This window comes from Croceibacterium selenioxidans (assembly GCF_018599195.1).
Taxonomy (GTDB): Bacteria; Pseudomonadota; Alphaproteobacteria; order Sphingomonadales; family Sphingomonadaceae; genus Croceibacterium_A; species Croceibacterium_A selenioxidans.
In genome coordinates this window covers 143,519-162,037 of record NZ_JAHFVK010000002.1, presented here as the reverse complement: position 1 = coordinate 162,037, position 18,519 = coordinate 143,519, and the positions used below count along the sequence as shown (strand labels likewise).

The 18,519-nt window shown below is 65.5% G+C and carries 20 protein-coding genes; 12 read left to right on the top strand and 8 right to left on the bottom strand.

What is annotated here, in order from left to right:
* Nucleotides 1-53: 53 nt before the first annotated feature.
* Entirely contained in the window at nucleotides 54-1,253 is a 1,200-nt protein-coding gene (locus KK137_RS09635) for a retropepsin-like aspartic protease (protein WP_214536231.1), read from the bottom strand.
* A gap of 50 nt (nucleotides 1,254-1,303) precedes the next feature.
* On the opposite strand from KK137_RS09635, the gene KK137_RS09630 reads away from it, so the two are divergent.
* Nucleotides 1,304-1,891: a helix-turn-helix domain-containing protein gene (locus KK137_RS09630; RefSeq protein WP_214536230.1), complete on the top strand. Its 588-nt coding sequence runs from the start codon at nucleotides 1,304-1,306 to the stop codon at nucleotides 1,889-1,891.
* Between the two features lie 54 nt (nucleotides 1,892-1,945).
* Here KK137_RS09630 and KK137_RS09625 read toward each other — a convergent pair whose 3' ends face one another.
* Entirely contained in the window at nucleotides 1,946-4,717 is a 2,772-nt protein-coding gene (locus KK137_RS09625; RefSeq protein WP_214536229.1) for a valine--tRNA ligase, read from the bottom strand.
* 128 nt (nucleotides 4,718-4,845) lie between these two features.
* On the opposite strand from KK137_RS09625, the gene KK137_RS09620 reads away from it, so the two are divergent.
* From KK137_RS09620 to KK137_RS09605, 4 genes are read left to right on the top strand one after another with little or no spacing between them, the layout of a single operon-like run.
* Complete coding sequence (locus tag KK137_RS09620) at nucleotides 4,846-5,955, top strand: MlaE family ABC transporter permease (protein ID WP_214536228.1); 1,110 nt, start codon at nucleotides 4,846-4,848, stop codon at nucleotides 5,953-5,955.
* Nucleotides 5,952-6,848 carry an ABC transporter ATP-binding protein gene (locus KK137_RS09615; protein ID WP_214536227.1) on the top strand — a complete coding sequence of 299 codons (897 nt, stop codon included), beginning with the start codon at nucleotides 5,952-5,954 and terminating at the stop codon, nucleotides 6,846-6,848. Before KK137_RS09620 ends, KK137_RS09615 begins: the two co-directional genes overlap by 4 nt.
* A 9-nt stretch (nucleotides 6,849-6,857) precedes the next feature.
* Complete coding sequence (locus KK137_RS09610) at nucleotides 6,858-7,796, top strand: MlaD family protein (protein WP_214536226.1); 939 nt, start codon at nucleotides 6,858-6,860, stop codon at nucleotides 7,794-7,796.
* A gap of 20 nt (nucleotides 7,797-7,816) precedes the next feature.
* On the top strand, nucleotides 7,817-8,395 hold the full coding sequence (locus KK137_RS09605) for an ABC-type transport auxiliary lipoprotein family protein (protein WP_214536225.1): 579 nt from the start codon (nucleotides 7,817-7,819) through the stop codon (nucleotides 8,393-8,395).
* Nucleotides 8,396-8,424: 29 nt separating this feature from the next.
* On the opposite strand, the gene KK137_RS09600 is transcribed toward KK137_RS09605, so the two are convergent.
* Genes KK137_RS09600 through crcB form a run of 5 tightly spaced genes read right to left on the bottom strand, consistent with a single transcriptional unit; the run spans nucleotide 8,425 to nucleotide 11,497 of the window.
* Nucleotides 8,425-9,120 (bottom strand): ATP12 family chaperone protein, encoded by a 696-nt coding sequence (locus KK137_RS09600; protein WP_214536224.1) that lies wholly within the window; start codon nucleotides 9,118-9,120, stop codon nucleotides 8,425-8,427.
* Nucleotides 9,117-9,338, bottom strand: a complete 222-nt coding sequence (locus KK137_RS09595) for a hypothetical protein (protein WP_214536223.1) — start codon at nucleotides 9,336-9,338, stop codon at nucleotides 9,117-9,119. The genes KK137_RS09600 and KK137_RS09595 overlap by 4 nt, the downstream gene beginning before the upstream one ends.
* Complete coding sequence (locus KK137_RS09590; RefSeq protein ID WP_214537455.1) at nucleotides 9,331-9,981, bottom strand: HAD-IA family hydrolase; 651 nt, start codon at nucleotides 9,979-9,981, stop codon at nucleotides 9,331-9,333. The genes KK137_RS09595 and KK137_RS09590 overlap by 8 nt, the downstream gene beginning before the upstream one ends.
* A 2-nt stretch (nucleotides 9,982-9,983) precedes the next feature.
* The gene (locus KK137_RS09585; protein ID WP_214536222.1) at nucleotides 9,984-11,093 is read right to left on the bottom strand and encodes an RluA family pseudouridine synthase; all 1,110 of its coding nucleotides are present in this window, start codon (nucleotides 11,091-11,093) and stop codon (nucleotides 9,984-9,986) included.
* Nucleotides 11,090-11,497 carry a fluoride efflux transporter CrcB gene (crcB, locus tag KK137_RS09580; protein ID WP_214536221.1) on the bottom strand — a complete coding sequence of 136 codons (408 nt, stop codon included), beginning with the start codon at nucleotides 11,495-11,497 and terminating at the stop codon, nucleotides 11,090-11,092. Before crcB ends, KK137_RS09585 begins: the two co-directional genes overlap by 4 nt.
* A gap of 204 nt (nucleotides 11,498-11,701) precedes the next feature.
* Between crcB and rpsU the strand changes: the two genes are divergently transcribed.
* The 7 genes from rpsU (at nucleotide 11,702) to KK137_RS09545 (ending at nucleotide 18,012) form a co-directional block, all read left to right on the top strand.
* Nucleotides 11,702-11,908: a 30S ribosomal protein S21 gene (rpsU, locus tag KK137_RS09575; RefSeq protein WP_055922130.1), complete on the top strand. Its 207-nt coding sequence runs from the start codon at nucleotides 11,702-11,704 to the stop codon at nucleotides 11,906-11,908.
* Nucleotides 11,909-11,993: 85 nt separating this feature from the next.
* Nucleotides 11,994-12,596 carry an FKBP-type peptidyl-prolyl cis-trans isomerase gene (locus tag KK137_RS09570; RefSeq protein ID WP_214536220.1) on the top strand — a complete coding sequence of 201 codons (603 nt, stop codon included), beginning with the start codon at nucleotides 11,994-11,996 and terminating at the stop codon, nucleotides 12,594-12,596.
* 131 nt (nucleotides 12,597-12,727) lie between these two features.
* Nucleotides 12,728-14,422, top strand: a complete 1,695-nt coding sequence (locus KK137_RS09565) for a DUF4153 domain-containing protein (protein ID WP_214536219.1) — start codon at nucleotides 12,728-12,730, stop codon at nucleotides 14,420-14,422.
* Nucleotides 14,423-14,469: 47 nt separating this feature from the next.
* The gene (gene gatC, locus KK137_RS09560) at nucleotides 14,470-14,772 is read left to right on the top strand and encodes an Asp-tRNA(Asn)/Glu-tRNA(Gln) amidotransferase subunit GatC (protein ID WP_214536218.1); all 303 of its coding nucleotides are present in this window, start codon (nucleotides 14,470-14,472) and stop codon (nucleotides 14,770-14,772) included.
* Nucleotides 14,772-16,256: an Asp-tRNA(Asn)/Glu-tRNA(Gln) amidotransferase subunit GatA gene (gene gatA, locus KK137_RS09555; protein WP_214536217.1), complete on the top strand. Its 1,485-nt coding sequence runs from the start codon at nucleotides 14,772-14,774 to the stop codon at nucleotides 16,254-16,256. The genes gatC and gatA overlap by 1 nt, the downstream gene beginning before the upstream one ends.
* A gap of 1 nt (nucleotide 16,257) precedes the next feature.
* A complete protein-coding gene (locus KK137_RS09550) occupies nucleotides 16,258-16,803 on the top strand; it encodes a TIGR00645 family protein (protein WP_214536216.1) in 546 nt (181 codons plus the stop codon).
* 48 nt (nucleotides 16,804-16,851) lie between these two features.
* Nucleotides 16,852-18,012, top strand: coding sequence for an acyltransferase family protein (locus KK137_RS09545; RefSeq protein ID WP_214536215.1), 1,161 nt, complete (start codon nucleotides 16,852-16,854; stop codon nucleotides 18,010-18,012).
* A gap of 4 nt (nucleotides 18,013-18,016) precedes the next feature.
* Here KK137_RS09545 and KK137_RS09540 read toward each other — a convergent pair whose 3' ends face one another.
* Nucleotides 18,017-18,445: an MAPEG family protein gene (locus KK137_RS09540; RefSeq protein ID WP_214536214.1), complete on the bottom strand. Its 429-nt coding sequence runs from the start codon at nucleotides 18,443-18,445 to the stop codon at nucleotides 18,017-18,019.
* Nucleotides 18,446-18,519: the final 74 nt, after the last annotated feature.

The window sequence follows — 18,519 nt, the reverse complement described above, 5'->3', positions numbered from 1 at the left end:
AGAGCTTGTAGGAAAGTTTTCCAGACCCTCGTCAAAGCGGCGAGGGCGCTGGTTCAGCAGCTCTCGGTCACCAGCTTCATGGCGTCGAAATCGAACGTCAGGCGACTATCGCGAAAGAAGCTGTGGGAGATGATCCCGGAGGAGACGAACGGAAATCCGGCCAGGGGATTCCCGCTGGCCATATAGGCGCCCCGCAGATCGGCGCGTGTGAGGTTTCCGAGTGTTGCCGCGGCGGTGAAGGGCACGAATTGCACGGCGCCGCCGCCGCCCTGGCCGGTCAAGGTGTTGCTCTCGTCCACGGTGACGCCGGCGGCTTCGAGTGTCGCCTTGGGTGCTGCCAGCCCGCCGCCCGCAAGGCCGGTGTCGATCAGGAACAGCCCGTCGGCCTGGTTCAATTTCCCGCGCGCGAACATGAAGTGATCGCCCACCAGCCAGAACGGCACACTGTTCGCACCCGTCGCCGCTGCCCTCTTCCCGAACTCGCTGGCGGAGCTGCGAGGCGCCAGCACCAGTTGGCCCTGGCAATAATCGATCGTCGACAGGAAGTGCATCAGCAGACCCGTCCCTATCACGCCGTCGAGTGCCACCCCCGGAAGCTGCAGCGAAGCGGCATTGACCCCGGCGGGAACATTACGGATGCGCACGCCGCCGATCTCGAGTTCCGGGACGACTGTGCGCTGGACTTGTGCCTGCCGTCCTCCGGCGAAAATGCCCATCCCCGCATCGGTCAGTGGCAGTCCGAGCGCTTCGGCGAACGGCCGCCTGAGCACGATATCCGGCCCGCCGGTATCGATGAGAAACTGGGCCTCGCGCCCGCCGATCTTCACGCGCACCACCGGCAACGGATCGGTAATCACGAAGGGTACCGAGATGGCACCGGCGGGGGCCTCGATCTGGTAAAGGTCGGCGCCGAAGTTGCGCTGCCGTTCGGTCGCGACGCGCAGCGTCGTCGTCGCGATGGGGTCGCCAGGCGCCAGCGCCAGCGCCTTGCGCGCCAGCTCGATCGCCTCGTCCTCGCGCCCCTCGTAGAGGCGCATGCGCGCCACGCGGGCGAGCGCCTGCCCTGAATTGGGCGCTGCAGCAGCGGCCTGTTCGTAAACCGGGGTGGCTTCGTCAAACCGGCCCTGCGCGAACAGGTCGTCTCCTGGAAGCGACGGTGAAGCTGAGGGCGGCGGCGAGCCAGGCTGGGCCTGTCCCATAAGCGCGATCGAGCCGGTGAAGAGCAGTATCAGCTTGAGGGAAGACTGCGGCATCCATCTCTCCTTTGTTGGCAGAGCCGAAGCTAGGGGCTAGGCTACTTCAAATGCAATCAGCCGCCCAAAGTAGCGAAATGCGGATCGCCAATCCGGCCCAGGCAGCCGCGTTGGAAAATCCGTTGCGGGCGCGGTTGCTCATGGCTTGCGTGGCCCAGGAACGGAGCTTGACCGATCTGCGATGGCACTCGGGCCAGACCCTCTCCAAGCTGCATTATCATGTCACACGCCTGCTCGATGCCGAGCTTCTGCACGTGAGCCGCGAGCAGGCGCGCGGGGGGCGGCCCATCCGCTTTTTCCGGGCGATTGCGCAGAGCTTCCTCGTGCCGCAGGAATTTCTCGGCGAATTACCCGGAGAAGGATTGGCGGCGGAATTGCGCAACCTACTGCAGAGGAGCCGCAGGGACATGTCGTTGCGCTATGCGTCGGACGCTCGCGGCAACCTCATGGTGACCCTCGTGCGTGACGAGCCCGAGCATGCGCCGAAGGCCATCGAACTTTGGCAGACCTTCAAACTCAGCCGACAGCAGCGGGACGCGCTCGCGAAGGAGTTGAGGGAACTGTTCGAACGCTATGCCAAAGCCGAAGGAGGCAGCGAGACCCTTCTCGCGCATGCCGCCTTCGCGCCGCGACACTAGCAGCCCGCAGCCAGCGCTAGCTGGCCCTCGCGGCGGCACCTCTCGCCCGGCGAATTACCCCAGCCGCGCCAGCGCTGCTTCCAGCCGCTCCGCTTCCGCCGCGTGGTGGGCGTAGTCAGCGCGGGCCTTTTCGACGGCTTCGGGCTTGGCCTTCTCGACGAACGCGGGGTTCTCCAGCCGCTTGGCGAGGCTGTCGCGTTCCTTGAGAGAGGCTTCGCGCGCCTTGGCGAGACGGGCCTTCTCGGCGTCGATGTCGATGATCCCGTCGAGCGGGATGACGAACTGGTCCGACCCCGCCGACACCTGCAGCGCCGCGCCACCGGGAGCATTCTCGAAGCGAATGCCGGAGAGACGGGCCAGTCGCTCGATCGCGCCGGGGTTCTTCTCGATCGCCGCCCGGCCGACTGGCGAAGGCTCGGCCAGGAAGGCTTCCAACTTCGCGCCCGGCGCGATGCCGAGCTCGTTCTTCGCGGCGCGGAGATTGCCGGTGAGGGCGATCAGCCAGTCGACCTCGCCCTTTGCTGCGGAATCGACCGCCGCTTCGGGGGCGGGCCACTTCGCCACAATCAGGTCGTAGTCCCGCTCGCCCTGAGCGCTCCACAGTTCCTCGGTCACGAACGGCATGAAGGGGTGCAGCATGACCAGGATCTGGTCGAGGACCCACCCGGCCACGGCCTTGGTTTCATCGTCGATCTGGCCCTTGATCAGTTCCAGATACCAGTCGCAGAAGGTCGCCCAGGTGAACTGGTAGATCGCGTTGGCGGCCGCATCGAAGCGCAAGTCGGCCATGGCCTTGTCGAGCTCGGCCAGCGTTTCGACCACCTCGCCGATGATCCAGCGGTTGACTGCCGTGGTGGCCGCCGGGGCCGCGACCGAGCTGCTTGCCCCGATCCCGTTCGCCTGGCAGAAACGCGTGGCATTCCAGAGCTTTGTCGCGAAGTTGCGGTAACCTTCGACGCGGCTCTCATCCATCTTCACGTCACGGCCCTGGCTTTCCATCGCTGCCATGAAGAAGCGCAGCGCGTCGGCGCCAAACTTGTCGATCAGGCCCAGCGGGTCGACCACGTTGCCCTTGGACTTGGACATCTTCTGCCCGTCCGCCGCGCGCACCAGGCCGTGAAGGTAGAGCCGCTTCCACGGTACCTCGCCCATGAAGTGCATGCCTTGCATTGCCATGCGGGCGTCCCAGAAGAACAGGATGTCGAAGCCCGAGATCAGCAGGTCGTTGGGGTAATGCCTGGCGAGCAAGTCCCCCTCCCGCTTGCCGGAGGGGTTAGGGGTGGGTGTGTCCGCGGTTGCGCCTGTGCCCACAGGACCACCCCCGACCCCTTCCGCAAGCGGGAGAGGAGATTCCTGCTCCGGCCACCCGAGCGTGGCGAAGGGCCAGAGGGCAGAGGAGAACCAGGTGTCGAGGACGTCCTCGTCGCGGGTCAACGCCTTGTTGCCGGCCAGGGTCTGCGCCTCTTCCTCGGTCTCGGCGACGAACACGCTGCCGTCGTCGGCATACCAGGCCGGAATCCGATGCCCCCACCAAAGCTGACGGCTGACGCACCACGGCTGGATGTTCTCCATCCAGTTGAAGAACGTCTTCTCCCAGCTCTTGGGGACTATCTCGATCCGCCCGTCGCGCACCGCCTGTAGCGGCGGCTGGGCGAGGGTTTCGGCATCGACGTACCACTGGTCGGTCAGCCACGGCTCGATCACCACGCCGCCACGATCGCCGAACGGGGTCGCGACCACGCGCGGTTCGGCGTCGTGCTCGTTGCCGTCCTTGTCGATGTGCGGCACCAGGAAACCGAGTTCCTTCATCCGCTCGACCACCAGCTTGCGGGCGTCGAAGCGGTCCTTGCCGAGGAACTCGGCCGGGATCAGCCCGTCCTGCGTCTGCACCACGCGCGCTTCGGCATCGAACATGTTGAGCATTTCGCCGGGCTTGATCCCGGCGCGTTTGCCTACGTCGAAGTCGTTGAAGTCATGCCCGGGCGTGATCTTCACCGCGCCCGAGCCCAGCTCGGGATCGGCATGTTCGTCGGCCACGATCTTGAACCGGCGCCCGGTGATCGGCTGGAGGATATCCTTGCCGATGACCGACTTGTAGCGCGGATCCTCGGCATTCACCGCCACGGCCATGTCGGCCAGCATCGTCTCCGGACGAGTGGTGGCGACGACGATATGGTCGGCGCCGTTATCGAGCGTGACCCCGTCGGCCAGCGGATAGCGGAAGTGCCAGAAACCGCTCTTGATATCCTGCGTCTCGACCTCGAGGTCGGAGATCGCTGTCTTGAGCTTGGGGTCCCAGTTCACCAGCCGCTTGTCGCGGTAGATAAGGCCCTGGTTGTAGAGATCGACGAACACCTTCACCACGGCGCGGGTGAAGTGCGGGTCCATTGTGAACTGCTCGCGGCTCCAGTCCATCGAGCAGCCCAGGCGGCGCAGCTGGCCGGTGATCGTGCCGCCGCTTTCGGCCTTCCACTCCCAGACCTTCGCCACGAATTCCTCGCGCGAGTAGTTGGTGCGCTTGTCCTGCGCCAGCTCGAGCTGGCGTTCGACGACCATCTGGGTGGCGATGCCGGCGTGGTCGGTGCCCACGACCCACAGCGCGTCCTTGCCGCGCAGCCGCTCGTAACGCACGACCACGTCCTGCAGCGTGTTGTCGAGCGCGTGGCCGATGTGCAGGCTGCCCGTCACGTTCGGCGGCGGATTCACGATCGTGAACGGCTGGGCGTCCGGCCGTTCCGGGCGGAACAGGCCATTCTCTTCCCAATGAGAATACCACTTCGCCTCAATCGCGGCGGGGTCGAATGTCTTGGATAGCTCGCTGGTCATGTTGGGAAGCGCCTTTGCCAGCGTCCCCGGCGCAGGGCAATGTCGGGTTTGCCCGGAAGCGTTTTCAGCGTTTAGCCGTAGCGTGTTGTTCTTGCCGCGAAAGCGTTTTCGAAGCATAGCATGCCGTTATGCGGGATTGGGCGGACTTCACCGTAGAAGAAGCGGGTGGCCGCATGACGGTGGTGCTTGAAGGCGCGCTACTCGTCTCCACGATTGCGTTGCTCGATCGCAAGCTGCGCGCGATGACCGATCCGGTGCAGGAAATCGACATGTCGCGGACCGGCGACATCGACACCATCGGTGCCTGGACGGTGTACCGCTTCGCCAACGAGAACAATGCGGTAATCGTCGGAGCGAGCGAACAGGCGGACATCCTGTTGCAGGCCGTGCGCGACAGTGCCAGCACCGCACCGATCGAGCCGCCGCGGCTGCCTGTCATCCCCCGGGTGCTCGATGACACGGGACGCAAGGTCGTCGCCTTCGGCCAGGGCGTGCTCCGGTTCCTCGGTTTTCTGGGCGCCGTGATCGTCGCCCTGGGTGCGGTTATTCGCCACCCGCGGCGTTTCCGCTATCGCGCGCTGGTCCGGCAGTTCGACCTCGTCGGCGTGTCCGCGCTGGGCATCGTCGGGCTGATGAGCTTTCTCATCGGCATCGTAATCGCGCAGCAGGGCGCGGCGCAGTTGCGGCAGTTCGGGGCGGAAATCTATACGATCAACCTCACCGGTCGCCTGTCTTTCCGCGAACTGGGCGTGCTCATGACCGCGATCATGGTCGCCGGCCGTTCGGGCTCCGCCTTCGCCGCGCAGATCGGCACGATGAAGCTGACCGAAGAAATCGACGCGATGCGCACCATTGGCGTCGCTCCGCTCGAAGCGCTGATCGTGCCGCGCATTCTCGCCGCGGTCCTGATGATGCCCTTGCTCGGTTTCTATTCGGCCTTGCTCGCGATCGTGGGCGGCGCGTTCATCGCTGACCTGACGCTCGGCATTCCCTTCATGACCTTCCTCAGCCGGATCCAGGAAGTCGTGCCGATTCACGACTTGTGGGTCGGCTTGGTGAAAGCGCCGGTGTTCGGCCTGATCATCGCGCTCGCCGGGTGTTACCAGGGCATGCAGGTCCAGGGTAACTCGGAAGACGTCGGCCTGCGCACCACCAAGGCTGTGGTGCAGGGCATCTTCATGGTAATCGTGCTCGACGCATTCTTCGCTGTGTTCTTCTCGGAGGTCGGCTGGGGATGATCGACGAGATCGAAAACGAGGAGCTGCTCGAGGATGTCCTCGACGAGGCGCGCTCGGACGTAGTCGGGCACTTCGACGGCGAGTACCCGATCGAGATCGAAGGACTGCGCAACAGCTTCGGCAGCCAGGTGATCCACGAAAACCTCTCCCTGAAAGTGCGGCGAGGGGAAATTCTGGGCGTGGTCGGCGGCTCGGGCACGGGCAAGTCCGTGCTCATGCGCTCGATCATCGGCCTGCAGATGCCGGACGAAGGTGAAATCCGGGTGTTCGGCAAGAACACCATCGGCGTGATGCCGGACGAGGAAAGCTCGGTCCGCAGCCGCTGGGGCGTGCTGTTCCAGGGCGGGGCGCTGTTCTCGACGCTGACCGTCGCCGAAAACGTGGAGGTGCCGCTCAAGCAGTTCTTTCCGGAAATCGACGCCGAACTGCGGCACGAGATCGCCCGCTACAAGGTGGTCATGAGCGGCCTGCCGGAAGAGGCGGCGGCCAAGTATCCGTCCGAGCTTTCGGGCGGCATGCGCAAGCGCGCCGGTCTCGCCCGGGCACTCGCGCTCGATCCCGAGCTGCTGTTCCTTGACGAGCCGACCGCCGGCCTGGACCCGATCGGCGCGGCGATGTTCGATTCCCTGACGCGGGAACTAACCGATACGCTTGGGCTTACCGTTTTCCTGATCACTCACGATCTCGATACCCTCTATGCGATTTGCGACCGCGTGGCCGTGATCGCCGACAGGGAGGTGATCGCGGTGGGCACGATCCCGGAGCTGCTCAAGACCGATCATCCCTGGATCCAGGAGTACTTCAACGGGCCGCGCAGCCGCGCGGCGCGGGCAACTTCAGAAGCCGCCGGCCGCGGGAAATCCGTGGACAAGGGCGCCGACGGAAAGGCATAGGGCACGCCGATGGAGACAAGAGCCAACTATGTCTGGGTAGGGGCTATCACCTTGACCCTGCTCGCCGTGGTGCTGGCGGCCATCATCTGGATCGCCGGACTTGGCGCCAATAGCCGCAAGGAATACGACATCTTCTTCCCCCAATCGGTGGCGGGTCTCGCCCGGGGATCGGGGGTGACGTTCCAGGGTGTGCCGGCCGGGCAGATCAGCCAGATCGAGCTGTGGAAGAAGGATCCCGAATTCGTGCGGGTGCGCGTCCAGCTCGATCCGCAAATTCCGGTGCTCCAGGGCACGACGGCTACAATCTCCGCCAGCTTCACCGGCGTTTCCACGCTGTCGCTGAGTGGTGGCGCGAAGGGGCAACCGCCGATCACCGAGCCCGGACCCGAAGGTGTGCCTGTGATCCCGGCCGAACGCGGCGGCCTCGGCCAGATTCTCGCCAGCGCGCCGCTCTTGCTTGAGCGCCTGGCGACGCTGACCGATCGTCTTACCCGGCTGCTCTCGGACGAGAACCAGGCCTCGATCACCGGAATTCTCGCCAACACAGACCGCATGAGCGCCCAGCTTGCCGACATGGCGCCGGAATTGAAGGCGGCGCTGGTCGAACTCCAGGGGACCTTGGCCCAGTCCACTCGCACGCTCAACGCGTTCGAGAAGACGCTTGCATCGACGGACAGCCTCATCAACCGCGATGGCCAAAGCCTGGCGGCCGAATTGCGGACCACTATGCAACGCGCTCAGGCCGCGGCCACCGCGCTCGAAACGACGCTGAACGACACGCGCCCCGCAGCCCGCGAACTCGCCAACACGACACTGCCGATCGCCAACGCCACGCTGCAGGATTTGCGGCGAACCAGCGAGGCCCTGCGCGCCGTGACCGAGCGGATCGACAACGGCGGCGCCGGTGCGATCATCGGGGGCAATCGCCTGCCGGACTACAAGCCATGAGGGCCAAGGGAATGCACCACATGCTGAACAGGGGCCTGCTGGCCGCCATGCTGGCACTTCCGCTCGCCGGCTGCCTGAGTCTGGGCGGGGAAGTCCCCGATCAACTGCTCACCCTGACGCCGCAGAGCCCGGCTCCGGCCGGCGCGAGCGCGACGGGGCAGGCGAAGTCGGCCATCGCGATCTTCGAGCCCGGCACCGACCAGCGGCTCAACGTCACGCGGGTCCCGGTGCAGATCGACGCGTCGAACCTGGCCTATCTGCAGGACGCGACCTGGGTGGAGAAGCCCGCGCGGCTATTCAGGGATCTCATTGCCGAGACGGTACGCGCCAAGGGCAACCGGCTCGTGCTCAACGAAGGCGACCTCGGTCACGCGGCTGAGACGCGGTTGTCCGGCCAGCTCCTCGACATGGGCTATGACGTCGCCACCGGCAGCGCCGTGGTCCGCTTCGACGCCGTGCTGCAAATGCCTGACGGCACGGTCAAATCACGCCGCTTCGAAAGTCGCGTCCCAGCGGCGGCGGAGGCGGTTTCGGTAGGGCCCGCGCTGAATCAGGCCGCCAACCAAGTGGCCGGCGAAGTGGCCGCCTGGATCGGCTGAACGTCTAATCCACTCCGATCAGGAAAGGGTTAGGCCTTCGCCAGCCGCGCGAAAGTGGCTGCGGTTTCAAACGCGCTCAGACGTCGGGCCCGCGCGTTCTCGGCTTCCAGATCCCAGCCCCAGAGTTCGGCCTGCCAGTCTTGCTCGCAGTTGGCGGCGGCGAACAGCGCCTGGGTGTCGGCTCCGTCTTCCAGTGCCGCCAGCGTCACTGTGAGCGAAGCGGCAATCGGCGTCATCGTGCGCAGGGCGGCGAGCGCGAAATCGTCCAGCCCTTCGAGCACGCTCCGCAGGCGGGCCACGGTGGCTTCGGGCTGAGGCCGGTGGACAATGCCGCTAACGCGCGTGAAGTGGATATCCCATCGCGCTTCGGCCGCGCCCAGAAGGGGCTCCCACATCTCAAGCTGACGGCGATACAGGTGCTCTTCGGGATCGGCGCGATAGCAGAGTGTGTCCGTTTCGGCGTAGCGCAGCAGTTCGGCGATCGTTGCGGCCCGCTCGGGCCGTACCTGGTCGATCGCGAAGTCGGCCATGTCGCGCATGACGAAGCGGACGGGATCGATGTCCTCGCCTTGCCCCCGCCACTCTTCGGCCAAGGCCTCGGCCAGCGGGCGCGTGGGCACGACTTGCGCCCCGCCGCCTTGGGTGCGGATTGCCCGGCCGTCGAGAGTGACCCGAAAGGTCCCGTCCAACTCTTCAACCGCGACCTCTTTCCAGAACCGCTTCATTTGGAAGGGCTGCGCCATTTGCGGGCGAGAAGCTGGGGAACCATGAAAACCACGAATAATCCCACGAAGACAAGAGGGTAACCGATCCACTGAGGCGCCGGAAGCCTTTCGGCCGTGATGAGCAGCCCGACCACCGTCATCACCGCACCGCCGAGCCGGGCCAGGATGATGACCATCCAGCGGCCAAGCGCGGCATCGTCGCTCACGGGCTCAGACATCGAGCAGGTCTCCCAGGTCTTCGGGCGTCTGCACCACGGTTTCGGCGCCGGCGGCGATCAGTTCCTCCGGCGCGTGGTAGCCCCATGACACCCCGATCGCGCGGCAGCCTGCCGAACGGGCCATGTCGATGTCATAGACGGTGTCGCCTATCATGACCGTATCGGCAGGAGCGGCGAGGGCTTCGGCCATCGCGGCCTCGAGCATCGCCGGGTGCGGCTTTGACGGATGCCGGTCGGCGGTCTGCAGCGTCAGGAACAGGTCGAACACGCCGTGGGTCTGGAGACAGGACCGCAGCCCCCGGTCGGACTTGCCCGTGGCCACGCCGAGAAGCCAACCGGCCACTCGCAGGCGTGCCAGGAGGGCGGGAATGCCTTCGAACAGCGGTTCGTGCAGTGAACCGTCGAGGCGCGCGCCACGGAAGGCAGTCTTGTAAGCTTCCACCGCGTTCGCCTGGATTTCCGGGGGAGCGTCAGGCGCCAGGCGCGCGATCGCTTGCGGCAGGCTCAGTCCCACACTGCGGCGAACCTGGTGCAGGTCCGGGGTGGGCAGGCCCGCATCGCCAAAGGCGGTGACCATGGCCTGGCACACGGCGGCCTGTCCATCGCTGAGCGTGCCGTCGCAGTCGAACACGGCGAGGCGCACGCTCACTTACCGCCCTTCCGCATTGGCGCTCCGCGATTCCGCCGCTCGCCCTTGCGGGCCTTGCGGTATTGCTTGGCGTGCTGCCTTGCCGCCTGCTTCTTGGCCTCGCGTCCTGGCGGAGGCGGGCCCTTCTCGGGCTCGGCCTTGCTCGCGGAGGGATCGAAACCGAGCTGCTCCATGCTCGCGGCGAAGTGCTCTGGTAATTCCGCCGTCGCGTCGAGCGAACCGCCGCCCGGCGCGTCGATGATCAGGCGGCGGGCATGGAGATGCATCTTGCGGCTGATCGACCCGGTCAGGAATGCCTCTTGCCCGCCGTATTTACCATCGCCGACGATGGGATGCCCGATGGCGGCGAGGTGAACTCGCAACTGGTGGGTTCGGCCGGTCAGAGGCTGCAATTCCACCCAGGCGGCGCGGTTACCGGCGCGGTCGATCACACGGTAGCGAGTCTTCGCGGGTTGGCCGTTCTCGGTGTCGACATGCATCTTCTCACCGCCCGTGCCGGGCTGCTTGGCAAGGGGAGCGTCGATCGTGCCATCGTCGACGTCGGGCACGCCGACAACCAGCGCCCAGTAAATCTTCTTGGCCGAACGACCAGAGAAGCGCTTGGAGAAGAACGCCGCGCTTCCCGGGGTGCGGGCCACGAGCAGGACGCCGCTCGTATCCTTGTCGAGCCGGTGGACCAGGCGCGGACGCGGCTCGTCCTCGCCGGCGAAGGCATCGAGCAGGGCGTCGACGTGCATGTGCGTGCCGGTGCCTCCCTGAGTGGCGAGGCCCGGCGGTTTGTTGAGCACCAGAGCCGCGGCGGTACGCTGGATCAGCATCGCCTCCGCCTGCTCGAGCTGCTCGGCGGTCGGCTTGCGCCTTTGTGGCTTGGGCCGGTCGGTCGATTCGCCCCCGGGCGGCACTCGTAGGACCTGGCCGGCAGAGAGCCTGTCTTCGGGCCGCGCCCGCTTGCCGTCGACGCGAATCTGTCCGGTCCGCGCCCAGCGCGAGACCGTGGCGAATCCCACTTGCGGCAGGTGGCGCTTGAACCAGCGATCGAGACGCACGCCTTCGTCATCTTCGCCGACAGTGAATTGGCGGACGCCGGGAAGGGGGGTGTCGCTCATCCCGTCACCCGCATCACGATCAGGCCCACGTAAAGCGCGGTCAGTCCGGCCAGCACCGAAATCGCAGCGTAGGCGAAGGCGCTACCGGCCTGCCCACGCTCGACCAGCACCATCATTTCCAGGCTAAAGGCCGAGAAAGTCGTGAATCCCCCGAGGACACCCACGCCCAGGAGCAGGCGCATCGGCTCTCCGCTTTCGCCATGTCGAGCGAGCCATCCGGCCAGCAGGCCCATGGCCATGCTGCCTACCACGTTGATGATCAGGGTTGCCCAGGGAAAGGCGGTGACGGTTTGCACGCCAAGCCAATGGGTCACCCCTCGGCCAACCTGGTAACGCAAGACCGAGCCTATGGCGCCGCCAAGGGCGACATGGGCGGAGGCGACGAGTGGGGAGGGGGGTGACATGCGGGCCGCCTTAGCCCCGACACCCCCCGTCCGTAAATCCTAACGGGTAAACTTGCGTTGTGTGTGGCTTTGGACTATCGGCGCCGACGTTCGAGCCGGACCGTGAGGATTCGGCACGTCTGTCTATTTGCAATTCATATGGTGCAACCCGCTTTGATCTCGCGGGCTCTCCCGTCCCGAATTTGAAAGAGGTAGCTTTAATTTATGCAGATCATGGTCCGCGATAACAACGTCGAGCAGGCCCTGCGCGCGCTCAAGAAGAAGCTGCAGCGTGAAGGTGTTTATCGCGAGATGAAGCTGCGCCGCCACTACGAAAAGCCGAGCGAGAAGCGCGCCCGCGAAAAGGCTGCTGCCGTTCGCCGCGCCCGCAAGCTTGAGCGTAAGCGGATGGAGCGTGACGGGGTTAAGTAAGCCTCGCTGCTTGCCACCCTATCGTAGCTAAGCCAAAGGGCGTGGGGCTGATACCCGCGCCCTTTTCGCATTCAGGAATCCTGTCATGGCCGAAGTCACTCGCGTTCCCCTGAAGCCGCTTTCCCGCGGTTCGCTGCTGATGCTGTTCCTCGGCATCCTGCTCGGTCTCGCGATCGCTGGTGGCATCGCCTGGTTCACCGCGCCGGCAGGTGTCGATGTGGATGAAGTCGTCGCGGGCAAGGGTGAGCACCCGAAGGAAAGCGACGTGGTCTTCGTTCACTATACCGGCAAGCTGAAGGACGGCACGGTGTTCGACAAGTCGCAGGACATTCCGCTGCCGGTCGAAGGCATCCTGCCTAAGGGCACTCCGCTGCCGCTGCAGAACATGCTCCCGGGCTTCCGCGAAGGCATGCTCGAGATGCAGAAGGGCGGTAAGTACGTCCTGACCATCCCGGCCGAGAAGGCCTATGGCGCCAACCCGCCTCCGGGATCGCCGATTCCGGCCAACGCCGACCTGACGTTCGATATCGAACTGGTCGACTTCATGCCGATGGCCGAGGCTGAGCGCCGCATCCAGCAGCTGCAGATGATGATGATGCAGCAGCAACAGCAGCAGGGCGGCGCGGGCGCGGGAGCTGGCGTGCAGGCTCCGGTACCGGCTCCGGCTCCGGCGCCGACTCCGCAATAAGGTCATAATATGCTCCGGCTCCCGCCGCTCATTGGGGTGGGGCCGGACGATTTCACAGGGTCCTCACGAATTGCTCATGCAATTCGCGGGGTTTGAGGTCATTAACGGCTTCTCGAACAGGAGGGGGCCGGATGACCGAACAGACTGTGGCTAGCGATAGCGTCGAGGTGCCCGCTGCGGCGGATCAGGGTTCGCTCCACGATTGGCCGCTGCGGCCGTGGCTCCTGGCGGCGCTGTTGGGCCTGGCTGGCCTGCTGATCCACTTCGCGACTCAGGATAGCGGGCAGGTCGCCTGGCGCATGGCGCTGGCGGCGTTCCTGTTCTTCGGCCCGATCGCCGCGGCCTTTACGATCGAGCGCGAACGCTGGAAGGAACCGGCGATCTTCGCGGTGGCCGTCGGTCTCGTCATGGCCGGGCTCACCTGGCGGGCCGTCCGCTACGGCGAATATCTGCCAGACGAACAGTACGGCTTTGCAGCGGGCGTGGTGGCTACCGCCCTCGCGCTCCCGCTGTTCCAGGCGGACTTCCACCGTCGGCGGCTGCAGACGCCCTACAGCGAGATCTACGGCCACGTCTGGACCGACGCCATCAGCGCGGCTGGGGCGTTGGCCTTCACCGGGCTGTCGTGGCTCGTGCTCTTGCTGATGTCCGAGCTGTTCCACCTGCTCAAGATCGACCTGTTGCGCGACGTGATGGACGAGGAGTGGTTCGGATGGACCTTCTCAGGTCTCGCCGCTGGCGCGGCACTCGGCACGATTCGTAACCAGCTCAAGGTTCTGGCGACGATGCAGACGGTGGTGTTGCTTGTGGCCTCGCTGCTGGCGGTGCCGCTGGCGGTTGGCCTCGTGGTCTTCCTGCTCGCGACGGTCGTGTCGGGGCCCCAGGTCCTGTGGGATGCGACACGCAGCGCCACGCCGCTGCTGCTTGCCTGCGCGGCGGGATCCTTCGTGCTGGCGAACGCGATCGCGCGTCAGGACGACGAGGCGATGACCCGGTCGCGAGTGATGCGCGTCGCCGGCCTGGTCCTGGCCGCGGTGATTCTGCCGCTAGCGGTATTTGCGGCGTTCTCGATGGGGCAGCGCCTCAGCCAGTACGGTCTGGCGCCCGAGCGACTCTGGGGCCTTGTCGCCATCGTCGTCGCCTGCGTCTGCGGGGTCGGGTACTGGGTCGCTCTCATACGGGGGCGGAGGACGGGTTGGGCGACGCAACTGCGCTCGGCGACGTTCCACTTCACCTTGTTCGTGTGCGGGTTCGCCGTGCTGCTGGCACTGCCGATCCTCGACTTCGGAGCCATCTCGACGCGCAGCCAAGTCGCGCGTCTGGAAAGCGGCCGGGTTCCGGTCGATAAATTCGATTTCGCAGCCTTGCGTTGGGATTTTGGTGAACCGGGGAAGCGAGCGCTGGAGCGGCTGGCGAAAAGCCGAAATTCTCGAGTAGCCGAACTGGCCGGGGCCGCGCTCGCCCAAAAAGAGCGGGGCTACTGGGACCTAGACCGATCAGTCCGCGCAGAAGAGGATTTCAAGCTTCGAGTTCAGCCCGATGATCCCGATTTGCGACGACTCGTACTCGATCACCTGAGGGACTATTCTTCGCTGTGCGCCGAAGCTTGTGTGGCGCTGGATTTGGGTGTGGGAGAGGCAGGAGGCCGGCGTATCGCGCTCGTTTCCGGGTCCACCTACCAACTGATCGAGCTGGGCGGTAAGCCGAGGGACGTCGACAGCAGGCCGCCCCGCATGATTACGGACGATTCGCAGGTAGAAATCCGGCCTTGGACTGGCAGGAGGATCTACGTCGATGGCGAACCGTTCGGAGAACCGATCGAATAACCACCGCGCCGCTTGAAGGCAGCCTTCCACCCCGCTAACGCGCGGCAATGTCTGTCACACGCGAAACCGTGGCGAAAATCGCCTCCCTGGCGCGCATCCGCATGGGCGAGCCAGAGCTCGACCGGATGGTGCCCGAATTGAATGGGATCCTTGAATGGGTCGAACAGCTCGGCGAGGTCGACTGTTCCGGCGTCGAGCCGATGACCGCGGTGATCCCCCAGAAGCTGCGCTTGCGCGACGACGTGGTCGATGCCGACCCGCTCACCGGCGGGGGCGTGCGGGAAGAGGTGTTGGCCAATGCGCCCGCTCCCGAACATGGTTTCTTTGGCGTGCCGAAGGTGATCGAATAATGACTGAGATCACCGAACTCGGCGTCGCGGCGATCCGCGACGGTGTGGTCTCTGGCGCCTTCAGCGCGCGTGAAGTGGCGGAGGCGTTCAACGCCAATGTCGCTGCCGCCAGCCAGCTCAATGCCTTCATCGTGACCACGCCCGAAAAGGCCCTTGAGGCGGCCGACAAGGTCGATGCCGACCGGGCCGCGGGCAAGCCGCTGGGCAAGATGGCCGGAGTGCCGATCGGGATGAAGGACCTGTTCGCCAGCAAGGGCGTGCAGACCACCGCGGCGAGCCACATCCTCGAAGGCTTCAAACCCGAGTATGAAAGCACCGTAAGCCAGAAGCTTTGGGATGCGGGCGCGGGCATGCTCGGCAAGCTCAACCTCGACCAGTTCGCGATGGGTTCGTCGAACGAGACCAGCTACTTCGGCAACGTCATCAGCCCCTGGCGCCGCAACGACGGCGGCAACGCCGCGCTCGCGCCGGGCGGCTCCTCCGGCGGCAGCAGCGCGGCCGTCGCGGCGCGGCTGTGCCCGGCGGCGACCGGCACCGACACCGGCGGCTCGATCCGCCAGCCGGCCGCCTTCACTGGCATCTCGGGCATCAAGCCGACCTACGGCCGCTGCAGCCGCTGGGGCATCGTCGCCTTTGCCAGCTCGCTCGACCAGGCGGGCCCGATGGCGCGCGACGTCACCGATTGCGCCATCATGCTCGAGAGCATGGCCGGGTTCGATCCGAAGGATTCGACCAGCCTCGACATGCCGGTGCCCGAATGGAGCAAGGCGCTCGATGCCAACCTCAAGGGCAAGAAGGTCGGCATCCCGCGCGAATACCGGATGGACGGCACCGACGAGGAAATCCTCAAGTCGTGGGACGACGGCATCGCCTGGCTCAAGGACGCCGGTGCTGAAGTCGTGGACGTGAGTCTGCCGCACACCAAGTACGCGCTACCGACCTACTACATCGTCGCCCCCGCCGAAGCTTCGAGCAACCTCGCGCGTTATGACGGCGTGCGCTACGGCCTGCGCGAGCTGCCCGACGGTGCCAACCTCCAGGACATGTACGCCGCCACCCGCGCCGCCGGCTTCGGCGACGAGGTCAAGCGCCGCATCCTGATCGGCACCTACGTGCTTTCGGCCGGGTTCTACGACGCCTACTACACCCAGGCGCAGAAGGTCCGCACGCTGATTGCACGCGACTTCGAGAAGGCCTGGGCGCAGTGCGACGTGATCCTCGCCCCGACGACGCCGACCGCGGCGTTCCCGCTGGGCGACAAGGTCGACGATCCGTTGGCGATGTATCTGAACGACGTGTTCTCGGTCCCCGCCAGCCTCGCCGGTCTCCCGGCCATGTCGGTGCCCGCTGCGATCAACGCCGACGGTTTGCCGCTTGGCCTGCAGATCATCGGCAAGGCGTTCGACGAGCAGGGCGTGCTCAACGCCGGGCTGGCCATCGAACAGCGTGCGAGATTCTCCGCCAAGCCGGAGAAGTGGTGGTAGGATGGCGAGCACTCCGCTCTCCGAACAGACGCGGCTCAAGCCGCTGCCGCTTCTGATCTTCAGCTCCCGCTGGCTGCAGTTGCCGCTCTACGTGGGCCTCATCGTCGCGCAGTGCGTCTACGTGTTTCTGTTCCTCAAGGAACTGAGGCACCTGGTGATGCATGCTTGGGAATTCACCGAGCAGCAGATCATGCTGGTGGTACTCGGCCTCATCGATGTGGTGATGATCTCCAACCTCCTGGTGATGGTCATCGTCGGCGGCTACGAGACGTTCGTTTCGCGCCTCGGCCTGCAGGGACACCCGGATCAGCCCGAGTGGCTCAGCCACGTCAACGCGGGGATCCTCAAGGTCAAGCTGGCAATGGCGATCATCGGCATTTCCTCGATCCACCTGCTGCGGACCTTTATCGAGGCGGGGGCCATGGGCACACCTACGGGCCGCGTTACCGAAACCGGGGTGATGTGGCAGACGATCATCCACATGGCGTTCATCGCTTCGGCCATAGGCATCGCCTGGGTCGATCGCATGACCCACACCAAGAACTGACATGGAGCGCGCGGCGAGCCTTGACCTCAATGCTTGCTTGAGAAGCCCGTGGTAGCCGACACCGCCGAAACATCTCGCCCGACGGAAGGCGAAAGGTTCATCGCCTTGGACTCGCTGCGCGGTCTGGCAGCGGTGATGGTCGTGGTGTTCCACATGGGTGCCTTCGGCCTTATCGCGAGCCTGGAGATGTTCCGTCACGCCTGGCTGATGGTCGACTTCTTCTTCGTCCTCTCGGGCTTCGTGATCGCGGCCAGCTACGGCGACAGGCTGACTGGGGGCTTCTCACGCACGCGGTTCATGCTCCTGCGGCTGGGCCGCGTAGTGCCGCTCCATGCGGCGACGGTGCTCTTATTCCTGGCATTCGAGGTGCTGTTCGTGCGTCTGGTGCTGCACCAGAACCACGACGTGTACTATTTCTGGCGCGGGTTCCTGCTGCTCGACGGTTTCGCCGAGCATACCGGGAATTTCTACGCTCCGGTCAGCTGGTCGATTTCGGTAGAGGTTCTGCTCTACCTCGCTGCTGCCTGCCTGTTCAGCCTGGGTCGCACTGGTCTGGCGATCGCGGTTGCCGGGGCGACCGCGGCGCTGCTGGCGATGGCGACGGGGTGGAACCACGCCGGCTTTGGAATCCTCCTGCAGCGGGGCGTGCTGGGCTTCTCGCTCGGGGTCCTGTGCTTCACGCTTCACCGCAGGTGGAACTGGCGGATCGATAAGGCTTCGATCACCGCCCTCGAAGTGGCCCTGATCGCGGCGGTCGTCTGGCTGCTGGTCGAGATGCCGTTCGGCCGCTTTACCACGATCGCCTCCTATCCGCTGTTCGCGGGCACGGTCCTGGTCTTCGCCCGCGATCGCGGCTGGGTGAGCCGGTGGCTGCAGCTCGGTCCCCTGGTGTGGGTCGGAACGCTGTCCTACTCGATCTACATGACGCACATGCTGCTGCTGCGGCCGCTCAACCGGGCCATGCCCACGGTGCTCGAAGCGCTCGGCCGTCCCGATCTGATCGGCCGGCCGTCGGACACCTTCGGTCTCATGACGATGGAACTGGGCGACACGGCGGAAACGCTCGTGACCGTCGGGCTCGTCGCCCTCGTGCTCGTGATGTCGAGCTACAGCTGGCGTTATCTCGAAGAGCCCGCCCGCCAGTGGTCGCGGCGTCAGGCGAAGCGCTGGGCAGAAGCGCGGGAAGCGCAGGGCGCGGTCCCGGCCTGAGCGGCTAGAACACGACCATCGCCGCGTGCACGATCAGGGCCACGAGAACGAGGCTCGACAGCACGAAGATCACGAAGCGCACGGTCACCTTGTTGACCGTCGCCTGCACCAGCGAGTGCACTACCCGCAAGGCCACGTACGCCCACCCGAGGAGGGCGTTCAGCCCATCGCCTGCCCCGACCATCGCCAGCACTATCGCCACCGCATAGAATACCGTCGGCGCTTCATGCAGGTGGTTGTAGTTATGCGCTTTCCATTGCACTTGCGCCGGCAGTACGGCGTCGAGCGACTTGTTCGGATCGCGCACGAGTTCGTCGGGATCGACCTTCGAAGCCATGAGCGCGGGTATGCGTGTCGCGTACATCCAGAACCACATCACCATGGTCCAAGCTGCCAGCGCTACTACCGGCTGCAGGATTGCCATTCCGATCATTGGCTGTCCCCCTGTCTTGTGGCCGGCAACCTAGCGCAGCGGGTGCCGGCTGCAAGCCATCGACCGCAGGATGC